This is a genomic window from Serratia sp. G204Y, from assembly GCF_051172435.1.
Taxonomy (GTDB): domain Bacteria; phylum Pseudomonadota; class Gammaproteobacteria; order Enterobacterales; family Enterobacteriaceae; genus Serratia; species Serratia sarumanii.
The window spans coordinates 2,182,093-2,205,172 of the sequence record NZ_JBPIZA010000001.1; the positions used below are offsets into that span (position 1 = coordinate 2,182,093).

At 56.8% G+C, this 23,080-nt stretch carries 20 protein-coding genes; 9 read left to right on the forward strand and 11 right to left on the reverse strand.

The features are described from left to right. Position 1 precedes the first annotated feature (1 nt). The 4 genes from ACSBQQ_RS10610 to ACSBQQ_RS10625 form a co-directional block, all read right to left on the reverse strand. The gene (locus ACSBQQ_RS10610; RefSeq protein ID WP_033637742.1) at positions 2–691 is read right to left on the reverse strand and encodes a cytidylyltransferase domain-containing protein; all 690 of its coding nucleotides are present in this window, start codon (positions 689–691) and stop codon (positions 2–4) included. An 88-nt stretch (positions 692–779) separates the two neighbouring features. Beyond that, the gene (gene wzc, locus ACSBQQ_RS10615; protein WP_033637741.1) at positions 780–2,927 is read right to left on the reverse strand and encodes a tyrosine-protein kinase Wzc; all 2,148 of its coding nucleotides are present in this window, start codon (positions 2,925–2,927) and stop codon (positions 780–782) included. A gap of 12 nt (positions 2,928–2,939) precedes the next feature. Then, positions 2,940–3,374: a protein-tyrosine-phosphatase gene (locus ACSBQQ_RS10620; RefSeq protein WP_033637740.1), complete on the reverse strand. Its 435-nt coding sequence runs from the start codon at positions 3,372–3,374 to the stop codon at positions 2,940–2,942. 14 nt (positions 3,375–3,388) lie between these two features. Then, positions 3,389–4,525, reverse strand: a complete 1,137-nt coding sequence (locus ACSBQQ_RS10625; protein ID WP_033637739.1) for a polysaccharide export protein — start codon at positions 4,523–4,525, stop codon at positions 3,389–3,391. Between ACSBQQ_RS10625 and ACSBQQ_RS10630 the strand changes: the two genes are divergently transcribed. After that, entirely contained in the window at positions 4,461–4,772 is a 312-nt protein-coding gene (locus tag ACSBQQ_RS10630) for a hypothetical protein (protein WP_168175571.1), read from the forward strand. The two genes, ACSBQQ_RS10625 and ACSBQQ_RS10630, sit on opposite strands and share 65 nt — an antisense overlap. A gap of 201 nt (positions 4,773–4,973) precedes the next feature. Here ACSBQQ_RS10630 and ACSBQQ_RS10635 read toward each other — a convergent pair whose 3' ends face one another. Together ACSBQQ_RS10635 and galU are read right to left on the reverse strand one after the other, a co-directional pair. Further along, positions 4,974–5,867 carry a UTP--glucose-1-phosphate uridylyltransferase gene (locus tag ACSBQQ_RS10635; RefSeq protein ID WP_033637738.1) on the reverse strand — a complete coding sequence of 298 codons (894 nt, stop codon included), beginning with the start codon at positions 5,865–5,867 and terminating at the stop codon, positions 4,974–4,976. 53 nt (positions 5,868–5,920) lie between these two features. Next, positions 5,921–6,817, reverse strand: a complete 897-nt coding sequence (gene galU / locus ACSBQQ_RS10640) for a UTP--glucose-1-phosphate uridylyltransferase GalU (RefSeq protein ID WP_033638708.1) — start codon at positions 6,815–6,817, stop codon at positions 5,921–5,923. Between the two features lie 609 nt (positions 6,818–7,426). Between galU and ACSBQQ_RS10645 the strand changes: the two genes are divergently transcribed. Continuing rightward, positions 7,427–9,010, forward strand: coding sequence for a TerC family protein (locus tag ACSBQQ_RS10645; protein WP_033646770.1), 1,584 nt, complete (start codon positions 7,427–7,429; stop codon positions 9,008–9,010). Positions 9,011–9,041: 31 nt separating this feature from the next. Here the strand turns inward: ACSBQQ_RS10645 and dcuC are convergent, their stop codons facing one another. The 4 genes from dcuC to udk all read right to left on the reverse strand — a co-directional run bounded on the left by dcuC (position 9,042) and on the right by udk (position 13,796). Then, positions 9,042–10,394 carry an anaerobic C4-dicarboxylate transporter DcuC gene (gene dcuC / locus ACSBQQ_RS10650; protein WP_060428332.1) on the reverse strand — a complete coding sequence of 451 codons (1,353 nt, stop codon included), beginning with the start codon at positions 10,392–10,394 and terminating at the stop codon, positions 9,042–9,044. Positions 10,395–10,569: 175 nt separating this feature from the next. Further along, positions 10,570–12,402, reverse strand: coding sequence for an outer membrane assembly protein AsmA (asmA, locus tag ACSBQQ_RS10655; RefSeq protein ID WP_060428329.1), 1,833 nt, complete (start codon positions 12,400–12,402; stop codon positions 10,570–10,572). A 44-nt stretch (positions 12,403–12,446) separates the two neighbouring features. Then, positions 12,447–13,028 (reverse strand): dCTP deaminase, encoded by a 582-nt coding sequence (dcd, locus tag ACSBQQ_RS10660; RefSeq protein WP_060428327.1) that lies wholly within the window; start codon positions 13,026–13,028, stop codon positions 12,447–12,449. Positions 13,029–13,154: 126 nt separating this feature from the next. Next, positions 13,155–13,796 carry a uridine kinase gene (gene udk / locus ACSBQQ_RS10665; RefSeq protein ID WP_004938922.1) on the reverse strand — a complete coding sequence of 214 codons (642 nt, stop codon included), beginning with the start codon at positions 13,794–13,796 and terminating at the stop codon, positions 13,155–13,157. 231 nt (positions 13,797–14,027) lie between these two features. Between udk and ACSBQQ_RS10670 the strand changes: the two genes are divergently transcribed. Beyond that, positions 14,028–14,657, forward strand: coding sequence for a phosphatase PAP2 family protein (locus ACSBQQ_RS10670; protein WP_060428326.1), 630 nt, complete (start codon positions 14,028–14,030; stop codon positions 14,655–14,657). A 45-nt stretch (positions 14,658–14,702) separates the two neighbouring features. On the opposite strand, the gene apbC is transcribed toward ACSBQQ_RS10670, so the two are convergent. Continuing rightward, entirely contained in the window at positions 14,703–15,815 is a 1,113-nt protein-coding gene (apbC, locus tag ACSBQQ_RS10675) for an iron-sulfur cluster carrier protein ApbC (RefSeq protein ID WP_033637733.1), read from the reverse strand. A gap of 159 nt (positions 15,816–15,974) precedes the next feature. Here apbC and metG point away from each other — a divergent pair, with 159 nt between their 5' ends. The 6 genes from metG (at position 15,975) to cdd (ending at position 22,897) form a co-directional block, all read left to right on the forward strand. Beyond that, positions 15,975–18,002 (forward strand): methionine--tRNA ligase, encoded by a 2,028-nt coding sequence (gene metG, locus ACSBQQ_RS10680; protein ID WP_033637732.1) that lies wholly within the window; start codon positions 15,975–15,977, stop codon positions 18,000–18,002. A gap of 222 nt (positions 18,003–18,224) precedes the next feature. Next, a complete protein-coding gene (locus tag ACSBQQ_RS10685) occupies positions 18,225–19,292 on the forward strand; it encodes a sugar ABC transporter substrate-binding protein (RefSeq protein WP_060428323.1) in 1,068 nt (355 codons plus the stop codon). 130 nt (positions 19,293–19,422) lie between these two features. Then, the gene (locus tag ACSBQQ_RS10690; RefSeq protein ID WP_033646776.1) at positions 19,423–20,637 is read left to right on the forward strand and encodes an MFS transporter; all 1,215 of its coding nucleotides are present in this window, start codon (positions 19,423–19,425) and stop codon (positions 20,635–20,637) included. A gap of 138 nt (positions 20,638–20,775) precedes the next feature. Continuing rightward, positions 20,776–21,183 carry a CidA/LrgA family protein gene (locus tag ACSBQQ_RS10695; protein ID WP_033654965.1) on the forward strand — a complete coding sequence of 136 codons (408 nt, stop codon included), beginning with the start codon at positions 20,776–20,778 and terminating at the stop codon, positions 21,181–21,183. Beyond that, positions 21,180–21,875 carry a CidB/LrgB family autolysis modulator gene (locus ACSBQQ_RS10700; RefSeq protein WP_043147033.1) on the forward strand — a complete coding sequence of 232 codons (696 nt, stop codon included), beginning with the start codon at positions 21,180–21,182 and terminating at the stop codon, positions 21,873–21,875. Before ACSBQQ_RS10695 ends, ACSBQQ_RS10700 begins: the two co-directional genes overlap by 4 nt. A gap of 137 nt (positions 21,876–22,012) precedes the next feature. Further along, positions 22,013–22,897: a cytidine deaminase gene (gene cdd / locus ACSBQQ_RS10705; RefSeq protein ID WP_041034193.1), complete on the forward strand. Its 885-nt coding sequence runs from the start codon at positions 22,013–22,015 to the stop codon at positions 22,895–22,897. Positions 22,898–23,080 lie beyond the last annotated feature (183 nt).

The window sequence follows — 23,080 nt, forward strand, 5'->3', positions numbered from 1 at the left end:
ATTATCTCCCACTCCAATTTTTCAAAATTACTTCAACAACCGCCCAGTCCAGCATGGTGTCAATTTCAAAGCTTTCCTCTTCCGACATCTTATGCGCTACAACTTTGCCACCAAGACGATTACCGGTACTGAGGAGAATTTCGCTTTTCGTAACGTAAATTGAACCATTTTCTTTAAGTTTGATATTTTCAGGCTTAATATCTTGCCGACGCGGACGGTTTAAGTAGTCGTAATAGGCTTTCGGATTATCTTCATTTTCCCACAAGAAATGCCAAAACTCACATACGCTCAGCAGTGAATCGGCTTTCTTTTCAATAATCTTTCTGATTGCAGAATCAATCGCATCATCTTTGCGAACAGGAGAAGTAGCCTGCAACAGGACGGTATACTCAGGGTGGTAACTCTCATGTTCAGCCAACCACTCCAGCGTATGCAAAAGCGCGGGCTCAGTCGCAGCGGTATCGTTCGCCAGATGGGCCGGACGCATGAACGGGACTTCCGCGCCATATTCTCTGGCTACGGCAGCGATATCTTCACAATCTGTAGAAACAATAACACGATCAATACTCGAAGAATTTAATGCCTGCTCTATGCTCCAAGCGATTAATGGTTTACCTGCAATTTCTTTAATATTTTTTTTGGGAATACCTTTCGACCCACCCCTTGCCGGAATAATTGCAAGATTACTCATTTATTCTCTCCGAAATTGGATTTTATGCATTACTTTTGAATGAATCAGAAAGCTCCTCATAATGAGGAGCTTTTACATAGAAGGGAGTTTATTTATATTCGTAAGCGTAGTAGCCGTAGGCGCTACCCGATTTATTTTCAACGGCGTTAAGGATAATACCTTTAATTTCCATGCCGTTTTGTTCGAAGCGACGAATACTCACCTCAATCTCTTTCAGCGAGTTCACGCCGTAACGTGCAACCAACAGCGTCGTGCCGACATTGCGCGCCACAATAGCGGCATCCGTTACCGCCAGGATCGGTGGGGTATCGACCAACACGATGTCATACTCTTTGCCCGCCCATTCCAGGAACTCTGTCAGGCGGTTGTGCATCAACAACTCCGATGGGTTCGGAGGAATCTTGCCGCGCGAGATAAAGCTGAGATTCTCGATCGATGTTTGCTTGATCGCTTGCTGCGCCGACGCCTGGCCGGACAACACGTCAGACAACCCCAATCCCAATTCACAGTTCAACAACGAGTGGGCATAACCTTTGCGCATATCGGCGTCAACGACCAAAATGCGCTGACCCGCCTGGGCGATCACCGCCGCCAGGTTAATGCTGACAAACGTTTTACCGATGCTTGGGCTGGCACCGGAAATCATCAGAACGTTATTTTTGGCTTCCAGCGAGGCAAAATGCAGGCTGGTACGCAAGCTTCTGACGGCTTCAATCGCCAAGTCCGCCGGGTTGCCCACGGCAAGTAGGGTGTAACTCCTGTTACTGCTGCGCTTGCCGGACAGCATGGTCTCGCGGTCGCTCTTTTGCTGCCATTCGGACAGCGGAATACTCGCGTAAACGTTGATCCCCTGCTGTTCCAACTGTTCCGGACTTTCGATGCCGCGATGCAGCATGGTTTTAAGCAAAACGAAACCGGTGGAGAATAGACCGCCTAGCAACGTGACTATCAAAACGATAATGGTTTTTTGCGGTTTAACCGGACGAGGCTGCGTAACGGCAGGATCCACAATACGTACGTTACCGACTGTGCTTGCCTTGGTGATGCCCAGTTCTTGCTGTTTATTCAGCAACTGCATGTAGATCTCTTGCCCAGCCTGTACATCACGGGTCAAACGCAAGATTTCCTGCTGGGTCTTCGGCATAACGCTAACGCGCTTGTTCAGCTTATCTTTTTCTTGTTGCAACGTGGCGCGTTTTTCCATCAACGCACGATAAGCCGGGTGCTCTTTGGTATAAAGCTTGGAAATTTCCGCCTCTTTGAACGTCAGCTCGTTCAGTTGAGCCTCAACCCCCACAATCGTGTCCAAAACAGACTTCGCTTCAAGGGACAAATCGACAGAATCATTCGCCTGACGGAAACGATTGAGTTTATCTTCGGCACTATCCAAAGAACTACGAACTTCAGGCAACTGATCTTTCAGGAAGTCCAGACTTTTAGCCGCCTCTTCCGATTTACGTTCGACGTTCTGCAACAGGTAATTTTTGCTGATGCTGTCAAGAATGTTTCGCACCAAGACAGGATCATCCCCGACCAGGCTCAACGCCAGCACGCCGGTGTCTTTACCTTTGTCTTCAACCGTCAAAGCATCCAGCAGATTGTTGGTCGCCACCAAACGCGGCAACTTGGCGATTTCAAAGACAGTGCCTGGCTCCGCCGAAATTTCGCTAACCAGCAAAGAAATCCCATGGCCACTCTCCAGCGCGCCAACTTTCCCCTTGATAATCTCGGTGCCGTTGTTGCTCAGCACATATTGCTGGGCGTCAATCACGGTCAATTCCAGCTCAACATCGTCAGAGTTGGCAGGCACATTGAGACGGGACAGCGCAATTTTGGCAGGTTCGGTACCCGTCAAACGAGCCCAGCCGCGGCCAAAAATCGGGAAGTACTTCTGCTGCACCACCGTTTCAAGATTCAGATCATCGACAGTCTTACCCGTCACCATGCGTGACTTGATCAGTTCAATCTCCGTGGAAGAACCCGGCTGACTGTTAGGCAGCATTTGAGATAGGTCGTTGACCAACGAGTTCCCGACGTTTTGCTCAACCTGAACCATGGCGTCAGCTTGATATATAGGCGTGGCGAACAGGGAATAAATGATACCGGCAACAGAGAATAACGCTGTAATCCCGATGATGAGCCAGCGGTGATCAATTAAAGTTCCCAGCAAGCGACTTAGATCAATCTCATCATGATTATTGGCTGTTGATAAGCCTGGTTTCGTATTATCAGTCATTGTAATCTCTGGTTAACGATTTAATGCCTGGGCCCATTTTTGGGCTGCATCATCAAGAAGGCGGTAAACAAACTCAAACGCTTCGGCGCTCTTTCTGTAAGGATCGGGAATTTCTTTCTGCCCCAACCAATGGGCGAAAAGCATGGTTTTGCCTCTCACCTCCGGCGCCAAGCGGCAAACAGCATCAATATGCCCTTTCTCCATAACCAGAATTAATGAATATTCCCGGCACATTTCTTTCGTCAACTGCCTGGCTTCATGCCCTTCTAACGACAGCTGATGTTTTTCCGCAATGGAAATAGCGCTCTTATCCGCGGTTTTGCCAACCAAGGCACCGATGCCTGCGGAAGCGATCTCTTTGTCCGGCAGATGCTGCTTCAAGAGACGCTCCCCCGTAGGGGAGCGGCAAATATTACCTACGCAGACAACCAAGATAGAATCAAACATGGCTAGCCTCCCTACTACGGCCAATTACGGATACGCAGTGAGCCTTCCGTGAGATTGTTGAAGCTATCGATGGTTGGTGCCAGCTGAACGATCAGGCGGTTCCAACGCGCGATAGGCGCTGCCGTCACGTAAACAATGTCATACGGTTGCAGATGGAATTCAGCCCCCATCACCAATGCTGTCGCATCAGACATGTTGAGCTGATAAATATTAGCCAGTTTGTCGCCCTGTGTTCCGTGCAGTGGGCGGATAACGAAGACACCGGTCGCATCTGCCGCAGCTTGGCTTATCCCCTGAGAATTGCCCAGCGCTTCCGTCAGCGTCATGCCGCTGCGATCCATTTTTAGCGTCGATGGGGTTTTAACTTCACCCATGACGAACACTTTAAGATCGTCGTTGCGCGGAATATACAGAATATCCCCAGGATAGAGCAGATGGTTCTGAGTCAAATCCCCATTCTGCATCAATTGCTGCAATGAAAGACGCTGTTCTTTGCCGTTGTGGGTCAGGATGATGTTGCGCCAGTCGGCATTCTCCGTCAGCCCGCCGGCGGCGTTGATCGCATCCATCACCGTCAAAGGTACGTTGGTGATAGGCTGCTGCCCGGATTTGGTAACTTCGCCCGTCACGTAAGCTTTTTGCGAGCGGAAAGCGGCGATATTAACGTCAACCTGCGGGCTTTCGATGTACTGAGCCAAACGGGAGGCGATCTGATCGCGAATTTGGGTAACGGTTTTACCCACCACGTTAACCTTACCGATATAAGGATAGAAAATCGTGCCGTCGGAGTGTACCCAGTTGCCTGTGTCGCTGGCGCTGCGGTATTGGCCCGCAGGCGTGGTCAATTCTGGATGGTCCCAAACGGTGACATTAAGGACGTCACCTACCCCGATCCGGTATTCATACGTGCGCAGCGATGCGTCCAACTGCGCATTCGGCTGAGCAACCACCTTTGTCGGACGCATCGAGTCCAACAACTTCGGTGTCATCGGGTAAATATTAACCATCTTATCGATATCGAAGTCAGCATCTTCTTGTTTTACGACTTCTTTTCCGCTGGTCGATAAATGGGTTCCAGGAAACACGGTGCATCCACTGATTACGCTGATCGATATCAATAGCGATATCACTTTCAATTGTCGTTTTGCCATCAAATTATCATCACTTTCAGGTAAATGTATCTGCAAAGCTACTATGCGCGCCAACCGTGGCAGCGTCTCTGTAACCTTATCAAACGGTCTGTCGCTTGCTGTGCCGTCTCAAAACATAAGCTCTGTTTGCAATTATCAAGAACGTTTATCTGCCGTTGATAAGAGCAAAGCTATTATGAGCGAGGTAAATAAACTGAAATGCCCGGCACCGGTAAAAATCAGTGCGGAGGCAAGTTTAAAGCTTTAATTTTTTAAAAATAACAGCGACTTGTCAGAATCAGACGGCCATACGCATAAAATTCTCTCGCCATAGCAACTTGGCTACTCGCAGTAGAATGTATACTAAAATAAAAATTGGAACAGTGAAATTCCCCAAAATTCAACAACTATTCTAGCTTCTCCCGCCATGATGGCAACGGCCCTCATCGAGAGAAGCGATAAGTTTTACTCAAAGCGACAGCCGTTCAGCCCACTCGCGGAACGCTTTGCCTTGGGTCGGGTGACGTAAGCCATAAGTGACAAAAGCGCGCAGGTAACCCAGTTTTTCGCCGCAGTTGAACGATTCCCCCACCAGCTCTGTCGCCTCTACCGGTTTGCGTTTCAACAATTCTGCTATCGCATCGGTCAGTTGAATGCGCCCCCAGGCTCCCGGTTCCGTGGTCTCCAGCAGCGGCCAAATATCTGCAGACAAGACATAGCGCCCCACCGCCGAGTAGTTGGATTCCAACTTGGTTTCCGGCGCCGGTTTTTCGATAATTGATGTGATACGAGCACTTTCGCCAGGAGCCAGGCTGCTGGCCTCACACTCCACCACGGAATAATCGTGCAGTACGTGTTCGTCTGCCTTTTGCACCAAAACCTGGCTCAGACCGGTCTGCTCAAAGCGCGCAATCATGTGTGGCAGGTTGTCTTTCTTCAAATCGGCTTTCGCGTCATCCAGCAAGATGTCCGGCAACAGCACGACAAAGGGAGAATCACCGACCAACGGCTTAGCGCAGAGAACGGCATGCCCCAGTCCTTTCGGCTGCCCTTGGCGAATGTGCATCAGCGTCACGCCTTTTGGCGTTATCGACTGCACCTCATCCAGCAATTGCCGTTTCACGCGCGCCTCCAACATCGCCTCCAGCTCGAATGAGGTATCGAAATGGTTTTCAATGGCGTTCTTGGAAGAATGCGTCACCAGGATGATCTCTTTAATCCCCGCCGCGACGCATTCGTTGACAATGTATTGAATCAACGGCTTATCAACGATTGGCAACATCTCTTTCGGAATCGCTTTGGTCGCCGGCAGCATACGCATGCCCAATCCGGCAACGGGAATAACCGCTTTCAACTTCGTCATGGTAGACCTCATTCAATCTCGTGATCGCTTTCAGCCGCGGTGGCGACAACCTGTTACTTTCCTAACGTCTGCTTCAACCAGCGGCTGAAATTCTCACCTTCCGTACCGTGACGCAGACCATACTGCACAAACGCCTTCATATAGCCAAACTTGTCGCCGCAATCGTGGGACTTGCCGCTCATATGGAATGCTTCCACCGTTTGCTCATCCATCAACATCGCAATCGCATCGGTCAGTTGAATCTCATCGCCCGCGCCGGGAGGGGTTTTCTCAAGTAACGGCCAAATATCGGCGGCAAGCACATATCGGCCGACGACGGCCAGATTGGAAGGCGCATCCTCGCGGGCCGGCTTCTCAACCACCGCAGTCATCGGCGCGCTTTCTCCTGCCGCGATCGTCGCGCCAGCGCAATCTACCACACCGTATTTGGACACATCTTGTTCCGGCACCGGTTCAACCATGATTTGGCTGTAACCCGTATCACCAAAACGCTGGATCATTTTAGCCAGATTTTCCTTACGCAAATCCGCCGTAGAATCATCCAATAAAACATCGGGCAACAGCACAACGAAAGGAGAATCACCCACCATTGGCTTGGCGCACAGCACCGCATGCCCCAACCCTTTCGCCTGTCCCTGACGCACCTGCATCACGGTAACGTCCGGCGGGCAAATACTTTGCACTTCACTCAGGAGCTGGCGTTTCACACGCGCTTCGAGCATGGCCTCCAACTCAAACGAAGTGTCAAAATGGTTTTCAATCGCGTTTTTCGATGAGTGCGTAACCAATACGATATCTTTAATCCCCGCCGCCACGCATTCAGCAACAATGTACTGGATTAAGGGCTTATCGACCACGGGCAACATTTCTTTAGGAATCGCCTTGGTCGCCGGCAACATACGGGTTCCCAACCCCGCAACGGGGATCACTGCCTTGAGTCTTGTTTGCATTTTCATTCCAATTCATCGTAGCGCTGCATTCACCTGCGCAGCGTGAACAAAGGGATTCAATCGGGCACGCTACCGCCCTTGGCTTGCAGCTACCAAAGTACTGTTATGACGTATCCACCACGTCATTGCATGAGCCAAACAATTTTTATGCAAAACGGCTCTCATTCTTCGTTTGAACTGCCATGCCGTTCACAAAAAAGTAAAAAAACCGGTGCCTTTATAACCAAACAATGCTAGTTACTGCCGTTATATGACTAAGATTCTTATACTAATGTCTAAGTGATACAAGCCTTAGATCCCCCCAGCCAGCCGTTTTCAGAATAAGACTACTCATGCCTTATACCGATAAGAATCATAGTCAAGGAAAATTGTTTTAATGTTTTGATTTAAATAAATTTAATAAGGCGTTTCTTTTCTGAGCGCATACATCCCGGTAGATATTTGCGCCCTCCGGCCCCTGGCTCCGTTGGCCACTCGGCGCCGATCGATGTTTGCGGCAATCCTCCTATTCTGATCCACGTCCTCCCGATTAAAGTTGAATTTTGCCGCCTCAACGCCCATCATTCCCGAGCGGCATAAGCCGTAGAACTTACAGGTGAAATTGGGCGTATGGAATGGATCGCTGATCCAACAATTTGGGCCGGCCTGGCCACGTTGGTCGTGCTGGAAATCGTGCTGGGTATAGACAACCTTGTCTTCATCGCCATTCTGGCGGACAAACTACCAAAACAACAAAGAGATAAGGCCCGTGTCGTCGGTCTGTTGCTGGCGCTGGTCATGCGTCTGGCGCTGCTCGCCTCCATCTCGTGGCTGGCGACGCTGACCAAACCGATGTTCATCGTTGCGGAGCACCCCTTCAGCGGCCGCGATCTGATCATGCTGGTCGGCGGGATATTCCTGCTGTTCAAAGCCACCATGGAGCTGAACGAGCGGCTGGAAGGTAAGGATGAAGAGCAGCACGGCGCACGCAAAGGCGCGCGTTTCTGGCCCGTGGTGGCGCAGATCGTGGTGCTGGACGCCGTTTTCTCGCTCGACTCGGTGATCACCGCCGTTGGGATGGTCGATCACCTGGCGGTGATGATGATCGCGGTCTGTATCGCCATCGGCCTGATGCTGCTGGCCAGCAAGCCGCTGACGCGTTTCGTCAACGCTCACCCGACTATCGTTATTCTATGCCTGAGCTTCCTGCTGATGATCGGTTTCAGCCTGGTGGCGGAGGGCTTCGGCTACCACATTCCGAAAGGCTATCTCTACGCGGCGATCGGCTTCTCGGTAATGATCGAGGCATTGAACCAACTGGCGCAGTTCAACCGCCGTCGTTTCCTGTCAAAGGTGCGGCCACTGCGCGAACGTACCGCCGAGGCTGTGCTGCGCATGCTGAGCGGCAAACATGAAGAAGCGGAGGTCGACAGCCATTCCGCCAACCTGCTGGCGGACAGCGACAGCGAAAACGGCGAGATCTTCAACCAGCAAGAGCGGCGCATGATCGAACGCGTGCTGGGCATGGCGCAGCGCACCGTCAGCAGCATCATGACCTCGCGTCACGACGTCGAATACCTTGAGCTGAACGATCCGCAGGAAAAGCTGACGCAGTTGTTGGAGCGTAATCAGCACACGCGCATCGTGGTGGTGGAAAGCAGCGCCAGCGATGAGCCGCTGGGCGTGATCCACACCATCGACGTCCTCAAACAGCAGCTGGCGCAAGCGCCGCTGGATCTACGTGCGCTGATACGCCAACCGTTGATCTTCCCGGAACAGCTCACGCTGTTAAGCGCCCTGGAACAATTCCGCCAGGCGCAGACGCACTTTGCCTTTGTGGTCGATGAGTTCGGCTCCGTCGAAGGCGTCGTCACCCTGACGGACGTGATGGAAACCATCGCCGGCAACCTGCCGGAGGCCGGCGAAGAGGTGGACGCACGCCACGACATTCAGCAAAACGAGGACGGCAGCTGGATCGCCAACGGCTATATGCCGCTGGAAGATCTGGTGTTGTACTTGCCGATGCCGCTGGAAGAAAAGCGCGAATACCACACGCTGGCGGGGCTATTGATGGAACACAGCCAGCGCGTGCCGCAAGAAGGCGAACAAATCAGGATCGGTGACTACCTGTTCGAGCCGTTGGAGGTCAACAGCCACCGCATCCTTAAAGTGAAGATCACCCCGCCTCTCCCAGCGGAGGACTACGAGGTTTAACATTGAGGCCGGGCATTGCCCGGCCTCAATGTTACTGGGGAACCAGCAGCTCCGTCGCCACGATCACCACCACCAGCCCGACAATCACCGGCACCGAAGTGCGCTTCACCACGTCGAACGGCGAGATTTTCGCCATGCCGGAGACCGCCACCACCACACCGGAGACCGGCGACAGCGTGCGGCCGAGATTAGACGCCTGCAGCATCGGGATCACCAGGTAGGCCGGATTCACGCCCATCTGCGCCGCCAGTTTCGGGATCAGTTCGACAAACGCATAGAACGGCGCATTGCCGGAGCCGGTGGTCATGGCCGCCAGCATGGTAATCACCACCAACACCAGCATCATGATCAAACCGCCGGTGCCGAACGACTGCGCCAACCCGATCAATCCGCTGATAAAGCCGACGGTGCTCAACCCCTGCGCGAAGACGCCCGCGGCCACCAACAGCATCACCACGCTGGCGAATGCGTCCGCCATGCCGCGATACGCCACTTCCAGGCCGCTGAATACCTGTTTGGCGCTGAAGCTGCGCACGAACTCGATCGCGGCCGCCAACAGTATGCACCCTACCAGCACGGTAATGATGTGCAGCTCCGGCCCCCATTTGCCGTCGAAGAGCAGCACGCCGAGGATCGGCGTAAACGGCAGTATCGCGTAGAACCCCGGCGCATGCGTTTTGATTTCGCTGACGTCCACGATGTGATGCTGTTCATCACTCTTCCTGTCGAGATAACGCTGCCAGAAAAAGTGCGCCACGGCCATGCAGACGATGGCGGCAATCGAGATAGGCAGCGTGGTTTTGAACGCGAAGTCCACCAGCGGCATCTCCGCCGCCTTGGCCGCCAGCACCACGTCGCCGGAGGTCGGCGCCAGGATAATCGCCGCCGGCGAAGCGCAAATGGCCGCCGCCGCCCCGCGGCTGATGCCAACGTTCACCATCAATGGGAACAGCGTCGCCATCAGCAATACGCCGAGGCCAGTGGCGGAAGAGACCGCCAATGACATCAGGCAAGCGACAAAATAGGCAGCCACCATCAGCAGATAAGGCGAGTTGATCATCTGCAACGGGCGCGAGGCCAGCTTGACGACCACATCGTTGGCACCGATATGCGTCATGTAGGCGGCGAAACCGCACAGCATCATGATCATCATGCCCAGATCGCCGCCGCGGCTCATCAGCAAGATCTTGACGTATTCGATAATATCGGTCGCGCGCCAGCCGGTAGACGCGGCGCCGGACGGCAACAGCGTTTTCCCCATCAGGGCGCTGATACTGAGCAGCAGTAACCCGCCCACCATCAAGACACCGGTGGCGGAATATCCTTTGATGATGTAACGGCCCACGCCCGCCGCCACCGCCGCGCCAATAAGAAGCTCTATCATGTTTCCTCAACTCGTTATGTTTTCGCGCTCAGGCGCATAGTCATAGCAAAATATGCTCTTACTCTGCACAAATCGAGCGTGAGTCTTCATGACCTTCATCAAGGTAACGGAGGGAAATTATCGCGGGAAACGCCGATATTGACGCGAGCCGTAAAACGGCCCGCGTCAGGAGGGATTACAGCTTGTCGAGCAGCTTCTTCAGATCCTGGCCTTCGCGCGAATCCTTGTTCTTTTCAGCCCATTTGTTCAGCGCATCTTTAGCCCGATCCTGCAGCGTTTTACGCAGCACCTGATCGACCTGCAGTTGGTAATTCAGCCGTTGCCACGGCCCGTAAACCCGCAGCGGGATCGGCGTTTTTTGCAGTTGCTCGATCAGTTCGCCGCGCCCTTGCCAGCCGCCTGTAACGCGCACGTTAAGCGCCATATCGCACTGTTTTCCCGGCATATCGATACTGCCGGCGCCGGTCAGCGCCAGCAAAGGCGAATCCGCCGTCAGGCTGCTGAGCTTGACAGTGCCCTGGCTCAGGCTGGCCCGCGCCGAGACGCTTTTGACTTCGGTATAGCGCTGATAGCTGTCTTGCCCGCGCACGCTGTTATCGTTGCGCGCCACCGCCTGTTGGATCAATTGCTGAATGTTCAGGCCGTGCAACTGCGCATCCTGCATTGCCAACTGCGCCGTACCGCGCCAACGGTGCTCAAATGACTGTGAAGAAAGGCGATCGCCGGTCAAATCTCCTTTCATGCTGAATTTGCCGGTCAGCATCTGCGGCATGTCGAAGGCTTTGAGCACCGTGCCGAGCTCAACCTGGTTCAGGGTCGGCTGCACGTTTATCACCGGTTTATTGCCGCGAGCGTCGAGCGATCCCGGCAAGGAGAAATCACCGCCGGCCAATTGCCCGGCAAGTTTATTCAGCGTCAGCAGGCCGCGTTGATTATCCGCCGCGACGGCTAACTGGGTAACGTTCATACCGCGGTAGGTCAACTGCGCCGCCTGCAGATTCAGCTGTGCATTGAAATCGCGCAGCGCTTCCAGGTTCTGCTGCCGATCGTCAACCTGGCTGGCGATCACCGGCGCGGCGGTCACGGCGGGCTGCTCGGCGGTATTGGTGCTGGATTGCCAACCGGAAAGCGCGTCGAGATCGAGATTAGCCGAATTCAGGTTCACCACATAGCCGGGCACCGCCCCCAGGCTGGCGCTGATATCGCCGGTCAACTGGCTGTTATTGGCACTGACGTTCAGCTGGCTGACGGCAATTTGCGCCGGCGTCTGCTGATAGACCACCTGAGCATTGCCCTCGCCTTGAATACCGCCGTTCGGAATATCTGCCCCCGCCAATTGGTAATTGAACTGGGTCACCTTGGCACCGATCTGGTGCGGGAACTGCTGCAGATCGATATCGGCCGCCATGCTGAAGGCCAGGTCGCGCTGATCGCGGTTGACCCGGCTGGAGATGTCCAGCCGCGCCTGCCGTTTCTCCGTTTGCTGCAGGGTAAGATTGATGTCCCGGACATTGATTTGCTCGTTGTCGGCGCGCTGCCAAATCAACAGGCTGTCCACGACGCGCAGGTTATCGATATCGAATTTCCAGGCCGCGTCTGCCGCATCAGCGCCGCTGCCGGCCGGCGCAATCGGGGCGTCCACTTGCGAGAGCTCTTCACTGTCGGGCGTGAGGCGAATGACGGCGTTTTTCAACATCACCTGTTTCACAAACAGCTGATGCGACAGCAGCGGCAACAGTTTGACGTCAAGACGCATGTTTTCCGCGCTCACCACCGGCGTCTTGGCGCCCGGCGCGGTCAGCGTCATGCGCCCGGCCAAAATGCTGAGCTGCGGCCAGATATGCCAACGCAGATCGCCTTCGAGCGTCAGCTGGTAGCCGCTCTTCTGCTCGACCTTTTTGACCATGTAACCGCGAAAATCATTCGGATTGACCAGCAGTACCAGCGCGGACATCCCCGCCACCACGACCACCAGTAAAATCGCCAATGTCGTCAGTAATCTTCTCATGCCACCCTCTTGTCAGCGCCACACCGACGGTGCATCCCGCGCCGTTAGTCCTTGTCGATTCGACTGGCTACTGCGCCCTGCTGATCGCGATATTTTGCGTCCTGCCGGCTGTTGTATGGCCGGGCCGCGGGGCCGGACAACGGCTCAAAGCTCAAGGCACCAATCAGCATCCCCGGCCGCAGCGCCAGCGGCAGCTTGCCGGAGTTGTAAAACTCCAGCACGATGCGCCCGTGCCAGCCCGGATCGATACGGTGCGCGGTCACGTGCACCATCAGCCCCAGACGCGCCAGAGAAGAGCGGCCGTCGAGCCAGCCCACGAGATCGTTCGGCAGCGTCACGGATTCGAAGGTCACCGCCAGGGCCAGTTCACCGGGATGAAGGAAGAACGCCTCGCCTTCCGGCAGGACAATCTCGTCGCTCATCACGCGATCCAGCGCGGCGCTGACTTCGTCTTTCGGCCCGCTAAGATCGATAAAAGGCGCGGTATGGCCGCGGAACACGCGGAACTGATTGCCCAAACGGACATCTACTGTGGCCCCGTTGATGCGTTCGAGCGGCGGGCGCGGGGAAATCACCAGTTTATCGCTATCCAGCCAGGCTTCTATATCGCGGTCGCACAGTCTCATGTCTTTCTTCTCCATCAAAACGCGTAACTAAACAAAAATTGCCACACAACGGGCGAAAGGTCTACGCCGGGGTGCAAATAGTTGGCCGCCGGCCGGAAATGCGCATTTCCGGCCATGTAAGCGGCATTATTCAAAGAATTGGCTGATTTTGGCTTTCAGAATATCGATCGCGATGCGGTTTTTGCCGCCGCGCGGGACGATGATATCGGCGTATTGTTTGGAAGGTTCGATAAACTGCAGGAACATCGGGCGCACGGTTTTCTGGTATTGCGCCATCACCGAATCCATCGAGCGGCCGCGCTCATTGACGTCGCGCTTCATGCGGCGCATCAGGCAGATATCGAGCGGCGTGTCGACAAAGATCGAGAAGTTCATCTCCTGGCGCAGGCGGATATCCGTCAGCAGCAAGATGCCTTCCAGAATGATCACTTTTTTAGGTTCGAGATGGACGGTTTCTTTCTTGCGCGTGTGCTCGGTGTAGCTGTACAGCGGCAGCTCGATCGCCTTGCCGGCTTTCAGCATTTGCAGATGCTGGAACAGCAGGTTGTGATCCATGGCGCTCGGGTGGTCATAGTTGGTTTTGACCCGTTCTTCCATGGTCAGGTGAGTCTGGTCTTTATAGTAACTGTCTTCTGGAATAACGCCGATGTGCTCATCGCCGACCTGCTCGCGGAGTTCGCGGTACAACGTGCTGGCAATAAGGCTTTTTCCGGAGGCAGATGCGCCAGCTATACCAATAATGACGCACTGATGCGGATTGTCAGTCATAAAATTAAAGACCTGATTTCGTATTGTGAAGGGGGGGAACTAAAACGCGACAATTATAGGGAGTCGCCGGGGATTGCGCCACTGTATATTGCGCGGCGGCGCGCGAATTCGGGCTGCCACGCCACGGGCACGCGGCATTTTAAGAATCTCGCGGCTAGGGCAACGCGCCGTAACGGGTTACACTCCCCGGCGCTGACTTTTGCTCCCCGCCCCCTTTCATCGGAGATTGATGTGCTGGATTGGTATTTTCTGACTTTTTTCGGCGACAGCATGCTGCTGCTGCCCTGCGCGCTGATTCTGTTTTTATTGCTGCTCATGTCTCCCGCCACCCGCGCGGCGGGTTGGCAGTGGGCGCTGATCTTCGGATTCACCGGCGGGGTGGTCTGCCTGTCCAAACTGGCCTTTATGGGCTGGGGCATCGGCAGCGAGCGCTATGATTTCACCGGATTCAGCGGCCATTCAGCCCTCGCGGCCAGCATCTGGCCGCCACTGCTCTGGACGTTGACCGGCCGCTTTTCCCACCCGATACGCAGCATCGCTTTGCTGACCGGGTGGATATTGCCTTTCGCCATCGGCGTGTCGCGGCTGGAAATTCGCGTGCACTCGGTATCAGAGGTGATCAGCGGGCTGATTTTAGGCTACCTGGCCAGCGCACTGTTCCTGCGGTTGCAGCGGAACAAAGCGCGCCCGCATCTTTCCTGGCCGCACTTCGCCATCGCGCTGGCCTTGCCATTGGCGCTGATGGGGCAGCGGCAGCCGGCCCCCACCCAGGGATTGCTGGAGCATATCGCCAAAACGCTGGCGCAGATCGAACGCCCTTATACCCGGGCAGATTTGCACAACCCTGCCCGCATCCCATAAAAAAACCCGGCGTTTAAGCCGGGTTCTTGCAGTGCGATAGGCAGATTACAGCGCGCGGAACGCGATCTCCGTCGGGATCGCCTCGCCCTGCCAATACATCTGCGCGGCCACGCGGCCGGCAAGTTGACGATACCTCTCGGCGAATTCGCTGTCCGGGCGGCTGATCACCGTCGGCGTACCGCGATCCAGGTCTTCGCGCAGCGAGATATGGAGCGGCATCTGCCCCAGCAGGCGGCTGTGGTATTTCTGCACCAGCTTCTCGGCGCCGCCGGTGCCGAAGATCGGCTCATGGTGGCCGCAGTTGCTGCAGATATGCACGCTCATGTTCTCCACGATGCCCAGCACCGGCACATGCACTTTCTCGAACATCACGATGCCCTTAGCGGCATCCAGCAAGGCGATATCCTGCGGCGTGGTGACCACCAGCGCGCCGGTTACCGGAATATTCTGCGACAGCGTCAGCTGGATGTCGCCGGTGCCCGGCGGCATATCCAGCACCAGATAATCCAGATCCGGCCACAGCGTATCCTGCAGCAGCTGCATCAGCGCCTTGCTGGCCATCGGGCCGCGCCACACCATGGCGTTGTCGTCGGTCACCAGATAGCCGATGGAGTTGGTCGCCAGGCCGTGCGCCATGATTGGCGCCATGTGCTGACCGTCCGGTGAAGTCGGCCGCTCATGTTCGGTGCCCAGCATGTTGGGGATCGACGGGCCGTAAATGTCGGCGTCCAAAATGCCAACCTTGGCACCCTCGGCGGCCAGCGCCAGCGCCAGGTTGACGGCGGTGCTGGATTTGCCCACCCCACCTTTGCCGGAGCTGACGGCGACGATGTTGCGCACGCCTTTGATGCCGGCCTGGCCGTTGGCGCGTTTCAGCGTCGTGATGTCGTGTTTCAGCTTCCAGTCGATGGCGGAAGCGCCGGTCACGCGCAGCAATTCGGGGCCGACGCTCGCCTGCAGCGCCTCAAAACCGCTCTGCCAGGCAAACGGCATCGTCAGTTCGATATGCAGCACATCGTCCAGCAACGCGCAGTGATGAATGGCCTTCAATGCGGTCAGGTTGTTTTTCAACGTCGGGTGTTCAAAGGCGGCCAGTACACCGGTCACCAGGGCGCGCAGAACTTCGGGGTTGGTCTGCTCAGGGGATTTTGCGTTCATCCCGGCTCCTTGATTTTGAATGGGTAGCTTCCGGCTAAGCATATCAGAACTGCGCTGCCGCTGACGCATATAACCTGCAAGAAACCGCCCTAGCAGCGAAGGGCGCGATCGGTTAACATCGAAGGCCCTTTTATTCATTACAGAAAGCAAGTTCTCACTATGGCTCAAGTCGCGAAAAAATTATTGGTGACGTGCGCGCTACCGTACGCAAATGGTTCCATCCATCTCGGCCACATGCTCGAGCACATCCAGGCGGATATCTGGGTGCGTTACCAACGAATGCGCGGCCACGAAGTGCATTTCATCTGCGCGGACGACGCGCACGGCACGCCGATCATGCTGAAAGCGCAGCAGCTGGGCGTGAAACCGGAAGAAATGATCGCGGAGATGAGCCAGGAGCACCAACAGGATTTCGCCGGCTTTGGTATCAGCTATGACAACTACCATTCGACCCATAGCGATGAAAACCGCGAGCTGTCCACCCTGATTTACAGCCGCCTGAAAGAAAACGGTTTTATCAAGAACCGCACCATTTCTCAGCTGTACGATCCGGAGAAAGGCATGTTCCTGCCGGACCGTTTCGTGAAAGGCACCTGCCCGAAATGCAAATCGCCGGATCAGTACGGCGACAACTGTGAAGTGTGCGGCGCCACCTACAGCCCGACGGAGCTGATCGATCCGAAGTCCGTGGTTTCCGGCGCGACGCCGGTGATGCGCGACTCCGAGCACTTCTTCTTCGACCTGCCGGCCTTCAGCGAAATGCTGCAGGCGTGGACGCGCTCCGGCGCGCTGCAAGAGCAGGTGGCGAACAAAATGCAGGAGTGGTTCGAATCCGGCCTGCAGCAGTGGGACATCTCCCGCGATGCGCCTTACTTCGGCTTCGAGATCCCGGATGCGCCGGGCAAATACTTCTACGTCTGGCTGGACGCGCCGATCGGCTACATGGGCTCCTTCAAGAACCTGTGCGACAAGCGCGGCGATCTGGACTTCGACGAGTTCTGGCGCAAAGACTCCACCACCGAGCTGTATCACTTTATCGGCAAGGACATCGTCTACTTCCACAGCCTGTTCTGGCCGGCGATGCTGGAAGGCAGCAACTTCCGCAAACCGACCAACCTGTTCGTGCACGGCTACGTGACGGTGAACGGCGCCAAAATGTCCAAATCGCGCGGCACCTTCATCAAGGCCGGCACCTACCTGCAGCATCTGGACGCCGACTGCCTGCGCTATTACTACGCCGCCAAGCTCTCTTCGCGCATTGATGACATCGATCTCAATCTGGAAGACTTCGTGCAGCGCGTAAACGCCGACATCGTCAACAAGGTGGTGAACCTGGCGTCGCGCAACGCCGGCTTTATCAACAAGCGCTTCGGCGGCAAGCTGGCCGACAGCCTGGCCGATCCGGCGCTGTACCAGACCTTCGTTGACGCGGCGCAGAGCATTGCCGAAGCTTACGCCGGCCGCGAGTTCAGCCGCGCGATCCGCGAAATCATGGCGCTGGCCGATCTGGCCAACCGCTACGTGGATGAGCAGGCACCTTGGGTGGTGGCGAAGGAAGAAGGCCGCGACGCCGACCTGCAGGCCATCTGCTCGATGGGCATCAACCTGTTCCGCGTGCTGATGACTTACCTGAAGCCGGTGCTGCCTTCGCTGACCGAGCGCGCCGAAGCGTTCCTCAACGCCGAGCTGAGCTGGGACGCGATCCCGCAACCGCTGCTGGGCCATCAGGTGAACGCCTTCAAAGCGCTGTTCAACCGCATCGATCTGGACAAGGTCAGCGAGATGGTCAACGCCTCGAAGGAAGACATGGCCGCCGCCAAACCGGTGACCGGTCCATTGGCCGATGATCCTATTCAGGAAACCATCACCTTCGACGACTTCGCCAAGGTGGACATGCGCATCGCCCTGATCAAGAGCGCCGACTTTGTCGAAGGCTCTGACAAACTGCTGAAACTGCAGCTGGATCTGGGCGGCGAATCGCGCCAGATCTTCTCCGGCATTCGCTCCGCTTACCCGGATCCGAAAGCGCTGGAAGGCCGCCTGACCATCATGGTCGCCAACCTGGCGCCGCGCAAAATGCGCTTCGGCGTTTCGGAAGGCATGGTGATGGCGGCGGGCCCCGGCGGGAAAGAGATCTTCCTGCTGAGCCCGGACAGCGGCGCGCAGCCCGGCATGCAGGTCAAGTAACCGCGCCGGCGCGTTACATCAAGGGTCGAGCTTGCTCGGCCCTTTTTTAATGCCTCAAACCCAAGGTTATAAACAGTAAGAAAACGTCATAACCGCTCCGATTCCCTCGCCCGCCGTATCCCGCTATGATGCTCAGCAACAACAAATAGACGTCCAGACAGAAAGACTGCTATAACAGACCTTCACCGGGACCCTTTACCCGCTTTTTTGGAGCCTATAATAATGAAAAACCTCAAGACTTCGCTGCTCGCCCTCAGCCTGCTGGCTGCCCTGCCGCTGCAGGCGGCGGAAAATGCCGCCGTGCCGGCCGCCATCGCTCAGCATCAGGGGCCGGTGCGCATCGCGGTGATCCGCAATCTCGGCTCCGACGACAACACCACGCAATTCTTGGCGGGCGCCATTCAGGAAGGGCGCAAGCTGGGCTTCAAGGTGGACACTTTCCTCAGCAATGGCGACGACGCGCGCTTCCAGGACTTCGTCAACCAGGCTATCAGCCAGAAATATGACGGCATCATTCTCTCGCAGGGGCGAGCCCCCTATTCCACCGAGCTGGTCAAACGCATCGCGGCGGCCGGCATCGCCGTCGCGGCTTTCGATACCGACGTCAGCGGCAGCGTTCCCGGCGTCACCGTCTCGCAACAGGACGACGCTTCGCTGGCCAACGCCTCCTTCGGCCAGCTGGTGAAGGATTTCAACGGCCAGGCCAACATCATCAAACTCTGGGTGGCCGGCTTCCCGCCGATGGAACGCCGCCAGGCCGCCTATCAGCAGCTGCTGAAACAGCATCCGGGCATTCACGAGCTGGAATCGATCGGCGCGGTCTCCTCCGACGTGCAGGGCGATACTGCCAACAAGGTGGGCGCGGTGCTGGCGAAATACCCGAAAGGCAAGATTGACGCCATCTGGGGCACCTGGGATGCCTTCACCCAGGGCGCTTACAAGGCGCTGAAAGAGAACGGCCGCACCGAAATCAAGCTGTACAGCATCGATATCTCCAACCAGGACTTGCAGTTGATGCGCGAGGCCGGCAGCCCGTGGCAGGTCAGCGTGGCGGTGGATCCGAAGCTTATCGGCGCAGTCAACCTGCGCCTGGTGGCCAACAAGATCGCCGGGGAAAGCACGCCGGACAGCTATCAGTTCAAAGCGACGGTCATTCCGCAAGCGCTGCTGCTGGCGCAGCCGGGGCCGGTCAACGTCGCCGGGCTGGCGAAGATCATCCCCGGCTGGGGCAGCAGCAGCGATTTCGTCCAGCCGTGGTTCGCCACGCTGCAGGCCGAACACGGTAAATAGTGCTGTTTTTGACGAGGCTGGCGACGCAGCCTCTGTTTTTAACCTAATTATCGGCTTTCCCCTTCCGTCCTCGCCAAAATACGCTATGTTATCTGCATCGCCCATAACTGTATGCATAAACAGGCTTCGAATGAAGGGATTCCCCTCGCTGATCAACGTACTGCTGGCCAGTTCACTGGTGTTGACCATCGGCCGCGGCGTGACGCTGCCGTTCATCACCATCTACCTCACCGAGCATTTCCATCTGCTGCCGAAGAGCGTGGGCGTGATCCTGGGCGTCAGCCTGACCCTCGGCATCCTTGCCAGCCTGTACGGCGGCTATCTGGTGGACAAATTCAGCAAAAACCGCCTGATCCTGCTGTCGATTGTCTTGTTTGCGCTGAGCTTCTTCGCCATTCCCTGGATCCCGCGCCCCGGCGGCGTCATCGTGGTGCTGGCGATCCTGCATACCTGCTATTCGGTGCTGAGTATCACCATCAAGGCCTGCTTCGCCGACTGGCTGCCGGTCGAGCAGCGCATCAAGGCTTTCTCTATCAACTATACGTTGGTCAACGTCGGCTGGGCGATCGGCTCTGCGCTCGGCGTGCTGGTGGCCGGGCTTAGCCCGCTGCTGCCGTTTTATCTGTCAGGCGGGTTGGCGCTGGCGACGGTGGCGGCGCTGAGCCTGCGCTTGCGCGGCCGGGAACAGCGCCCGGCGCCAACCGCCGCCGCACCGGCGGCGCTCCCCAACTTCCGCCAGACGGTGACTATCCTGCGCAGCGATCGGCGGCTTATCTACTTCACCCTCGGCAGCACCCTGGGCGCCGTGGTGTTCGGTCAGTTCACCGGCTATCTGTCGCAGTACCTGATCACCGTCTCCAGCGCCGAGTTCGCCTACAAGATCATCGGGCTGGTAATGATCGTCAACGCCGGCATCGTTATCGCCCTGCAATACTTGCTCAGCCGCGGCATGCGCCAGGAAAACATGCTGCGCTGGCTGGTGCTGGGCACGCTGTTTTTCATCGTCGGGCTGCTCGGTTTCATGATGGCCGGCCAGGCGGTCTGGCTGTGGATGGTGGCGATGGCGGTGTTTACCCTCGGCGAAATCATCGTCATTCCGGTGGAATATATGTTCATCGACTTTATCGCGCCGCCGCATCTGAAAGGCAGCTACTATGGCGTGCAAAACCTCAGCGCGCTGGGCGGCGCCATCAACCCGGTTCTGAGCGGTATGTTGCTCAGCTATGCCGCGCCGCCGTTGATGTTCGTGATGTTGATCGTTTGCGCGCTGCTTAGCCTGCTGTTTTTCTTCCTTGGCCATCGGCTGGCAGAACAGGCTGCGGCAACCGCCGAAGACGCGCGCTGAATCCGCGCGTAGCGGCCATTCCGGGCTGTCAACCCGCCGATCGGGCATGGCGCCCATAGCGAGAATTCATGGCGCGATCTGTGGCATGGCTCACAGTTTAATTGTATGATGAATGTATCAGTTAAACGGGAAAAGACAATGGCCAACGTGCTCACACTATGCTGGAAATACCTGAGGGCCCTGCTCCTCATCTACCTTTGTCTGTTCGTCGGCAACGCGCTGGCGGCGCTGCTGCCGTTCGCCATTCCCGGCAGCATCCTCGGCATGCTGCTGCTGTTCGCCCTGCTCTCTACCCAGATTATGCCGGCCAAATGGGTTAAACCCGGCTGCCATCTGCTGATCCGCTACATGGTGCTGCTGTTCGTGCCGATCGGCGTCGGGGTGATGAAATACTACGACCAGATCGTCGCGCATCTGGGCCCGCTGGTTATCTCTTGCCTGATCAGTACGCTGATGGTGCTGGTGGTGGTCGGCTATACCTCACATTATTTTCATCGCGAGCGCCGCATCGCCGGCAAACCCGACGACACGGAGGGTAACTCATGATCCATGAAATCTGGTGGTCGCTGCCGCTGACGCTGGCGGTCTATTTCGCCGCGCGCTGGCTGGCGCGCAAGCTGAATATGCCGCTGCTCAATCCGCTGCTGGTTTCCATGGCGGTGATCATCCCGCTGCTGCTGCTCACCGGCATCCCCTATGAGCGTTACTTCCTGGGCAGCAAAATCCTCAACGATCTGCTGCAGCCGGCGGTCGTCGCGCTGGCCTTCCCGCTGTATGAGCAGTTGCACCAGATCCGCGCGCGCTGGAAATCGATTATCGCGGTGTGCTTCATCGGCAGCCTGACCGCCATGATCAGCGGCGGCGCCATCGCCCTGTGGCTGGGCGCCACGCCGGAAATCGCCGCCTCTATCCTGCCGAAATCGGTCACTACGCCGATCGCCATGGCCGTCGCGGACTCGCTCGGCGGCATTCCGGCGATCAGCGCGGTCTGCGTCATTTTCGTCGGTATCCTCGGCGCCGTGTTCGGCCATACGCTGTTCAACCTGTTGACAATCACCACCCACTCGGCGCGCGGCCTGGCGATGGGCACCGCGTCCCACGCGCTGGGCACCGCACGCTGCGCGGAGATGGACTACCAGGAAGGCGCTTTCGGCTCGCTGGCGCTGGTGATCTGCGGCATCATCACCTCGCTGCTGGCACCGTTCCTGTTCCCGGTGCTGCTGCACCTGTTCAGTTGAACAGGGTGAAACTTGCGATACATCTCGCATTTATGTATCTCATTGCACTAATTTCATCAATTAAGAGACATTAATCACACTTTAATGTCTCTGGCCTGCCTAGAATGTTATCCCGTTAACCTGTAGAGAGACTTTCTATGCATCCGCGTTTTCACACCGCGTTCAGCGCACTGCCCGCGACACTGCAATCCGCCCTGCAGCCCTATCTGGACGCGCCTGACTTTCCGGCGATGTTCACGGCCGAGCAAGCGGCGGCGATCCGCACAGGCTGCGGGCTGGACGATGATGCGCTGGCATTCGCGCTGCTGCCGCTGGCGGCGGCCTGCTCGTTAACCCCGATATCGCACTTCCATGTCGGCGCCATCGCGCGCGGGCAAAGCGGCAACCTCTATTTCGGCGCCAATATGGAATTCAGCGGCGCGCCGCTGCAGCAATCCGTGCATGCGGAACAGAGTGCGGTAACGCACGCCTGGCTGCGCGGCGAAAAAGCGCTGGCCTCGGTCACCGTCAACTACACGCCGTGCGGCCATTGCCGCCAGTTTATGAATGAACTGAACAGCGGCGGCGAGCTGCAGATCCGTCTGCCGGGCCGCGCGCCGGCCACGCTGGCGGACTATCTGCCGGACGCCTTCGGCCCGAAAGATCTCGATGTCGCCTCGCTGCTGATGGACGAGGTCGATCATGGCCATCAGCTGGCGCTGAACGATGCGCTGGCACAGGCGGCGCTGGCGGCAGCCAACCGAAGCCACGCGCCGTACAGCAACGCCCACAGCGGCGTGGCGCTGGAAACGGCGGACGGCACCATCTACGCCGGCCGCTATGCGGAAAACGCCGCCTTCAACCCGAGCCTGCCGCCGCTGCAGGCCGCGCTGATCCTGCTGAACCTCTCCGGCGGCGACTGCCTGAACATCCGCCGCGCCGTGCTGGCCGAACCGCAGGAGGCGATCATCAGTCAGTGGGACGCCACCCGCGTCACCCTGGCGGCGCTGGGCTGCCAAAACGTCAGCCGCGCCGCGTTCTAAGCGCTCAACGGCGGAGCCATCCGGTTCCGTCGCTAACAGCCCCGCCCACCAAATACAATGCCCCGACGCCGCCAGAGACACTTTCTTTAGTTAAAAAATCATTTGATTGTCGATAATTACGCCAACCTGGTTCATCATCGGGCAACAAATGCTGTACATCTGCTCTTTATCTTTTAGGATCGT

Excerpts from the sequence above, each read along its gene's own strand:
- ACSBQQ_RS10620 (WP_033637740.1), bottom strand. The coding sequence starts at position 3,374 with ATGTTTGATTCTATCTTGGTTGTCTGCGTAGGTAATATTTGCCGCTCC.
- ACSBQQ_RS10685 (WP_060428323.1), top strand. The coding sequence starts at position 18,225 with ATGAAAAACCTCAAGACTTCGCTGCTCGCCCTCAGCCTGCTGGCTGCC.
- ACSBQQ_RS10690 (WP_033646776.1), top strand. The coding sequence starts at position 19,423 with ATGAAGGGATTCCCCTCGCTGATCAACGTACTGCTGGCCAGTTCACTG.
- ACSBQQ_RS10695 (WP_033654965.1), top strand. The coding sequence starts at position 20,776 with ATGGCCAACGTGCTCACACTATGCTGGAAATACCTGAGGGCCCTGCTC.
- wzc (WP_033637741.1), bottom strand. The coding sequence starts at position 2,927 with ATGACTGATAATACGAAACCAGGCTTATCAACAGCCAATAATCATGAT.
- ACSBQQ_RS10635 (WP_033637738.1), bottom strand. The coding sequence starts at position 5,867 with ATGACGAAGTTGAAAGCGGTTATTCCCGTTGCCGGATTGGGCATGCGT.
- metG (WP_033637732.1), top strand. The coding sequence starts at position 15,975 with ATGGCTCAAGTCGCGAAAAAATTATTGGTGACGTGCGCGCTACCGTAC.
- ACSBQQ_RS10700 (WP_043147033.1), top strand. The coding sequence starts at position 21,180 with ATGATCCATGAAATCTGGTGGTCGCTGCCGCTGACGCTGGCGGTCTAT.
- ACSBQQ_RS10610 (WP_033637742.1), bottom strand. The coding sequence starts at position 691 with ATGAGTAATCTTGCAATTATTCCGGCAAGGGGTGGGTCGAAAGGTATT.
- apbC (WP_033637733.1), bottom strand. The coding sequence starts at position 15,815 with ATGAACGCAAAATCCCCTGAGCAGACCAACCCCGAAGTTCTGCGCGCC.
- ACSBQQ_RS10625 (WP_033637739.1), bottom strand. The coding sequence starts at position 4,525 with ATGGCAAAACGACAATTGAAAGTGATATCGCTATTGATATCGATCAGC.
- dcuC (WP_060428332.1), bottom strand. The coding sequence starts at position 10,394 with ATGATAGAGCTTCTTATTGGCGCGGCGGTGGCGGCGGGCGTGGGCCGT.
- cdd (WP_041034193.1), top strand. The coding sequence starts at position 22,013 with ATGCATCCGCGTTTTCACACCGCGTTCAGCGCACTGCCCGCGACACTG.
- ACSBQQ_RS10645 (WP_033646770.1), top strand. The coding sequence starts at position 7,427 with ATGGAATGGATCGCTGATCCAACAATTTGGGCCGGCCTGGCCACGTTG.
- udk (WP_004938922.1), bottom strand. The coding sequence starts at position 13,796 with ATGACTGACAATCCGCATCAGTGCGTCATTATTGGTATAGCTGGCGCA.
- dcd (WP_060428327.1), bottom strand. The coding sequence starts at position 13,028 with ATGAGACTGTGCGACCGCGATATAGAAGCCTGGCTGGATAGCGATAAA.
- asmA (WP_060428329.1), bottom strand. The coding sequence starts at position 12,402 with ATGAGAAGATTACTGACGACATTGGCGATTTTACTGGTGGTCGTGGTG.
- galU (WP_033638708.1), bottom strand. The coding sequence starts at position 6,817 with ATGCAAACAAGACTCAAGGCAGTGATCCCCGTTGCGGGGTTGGGAACC.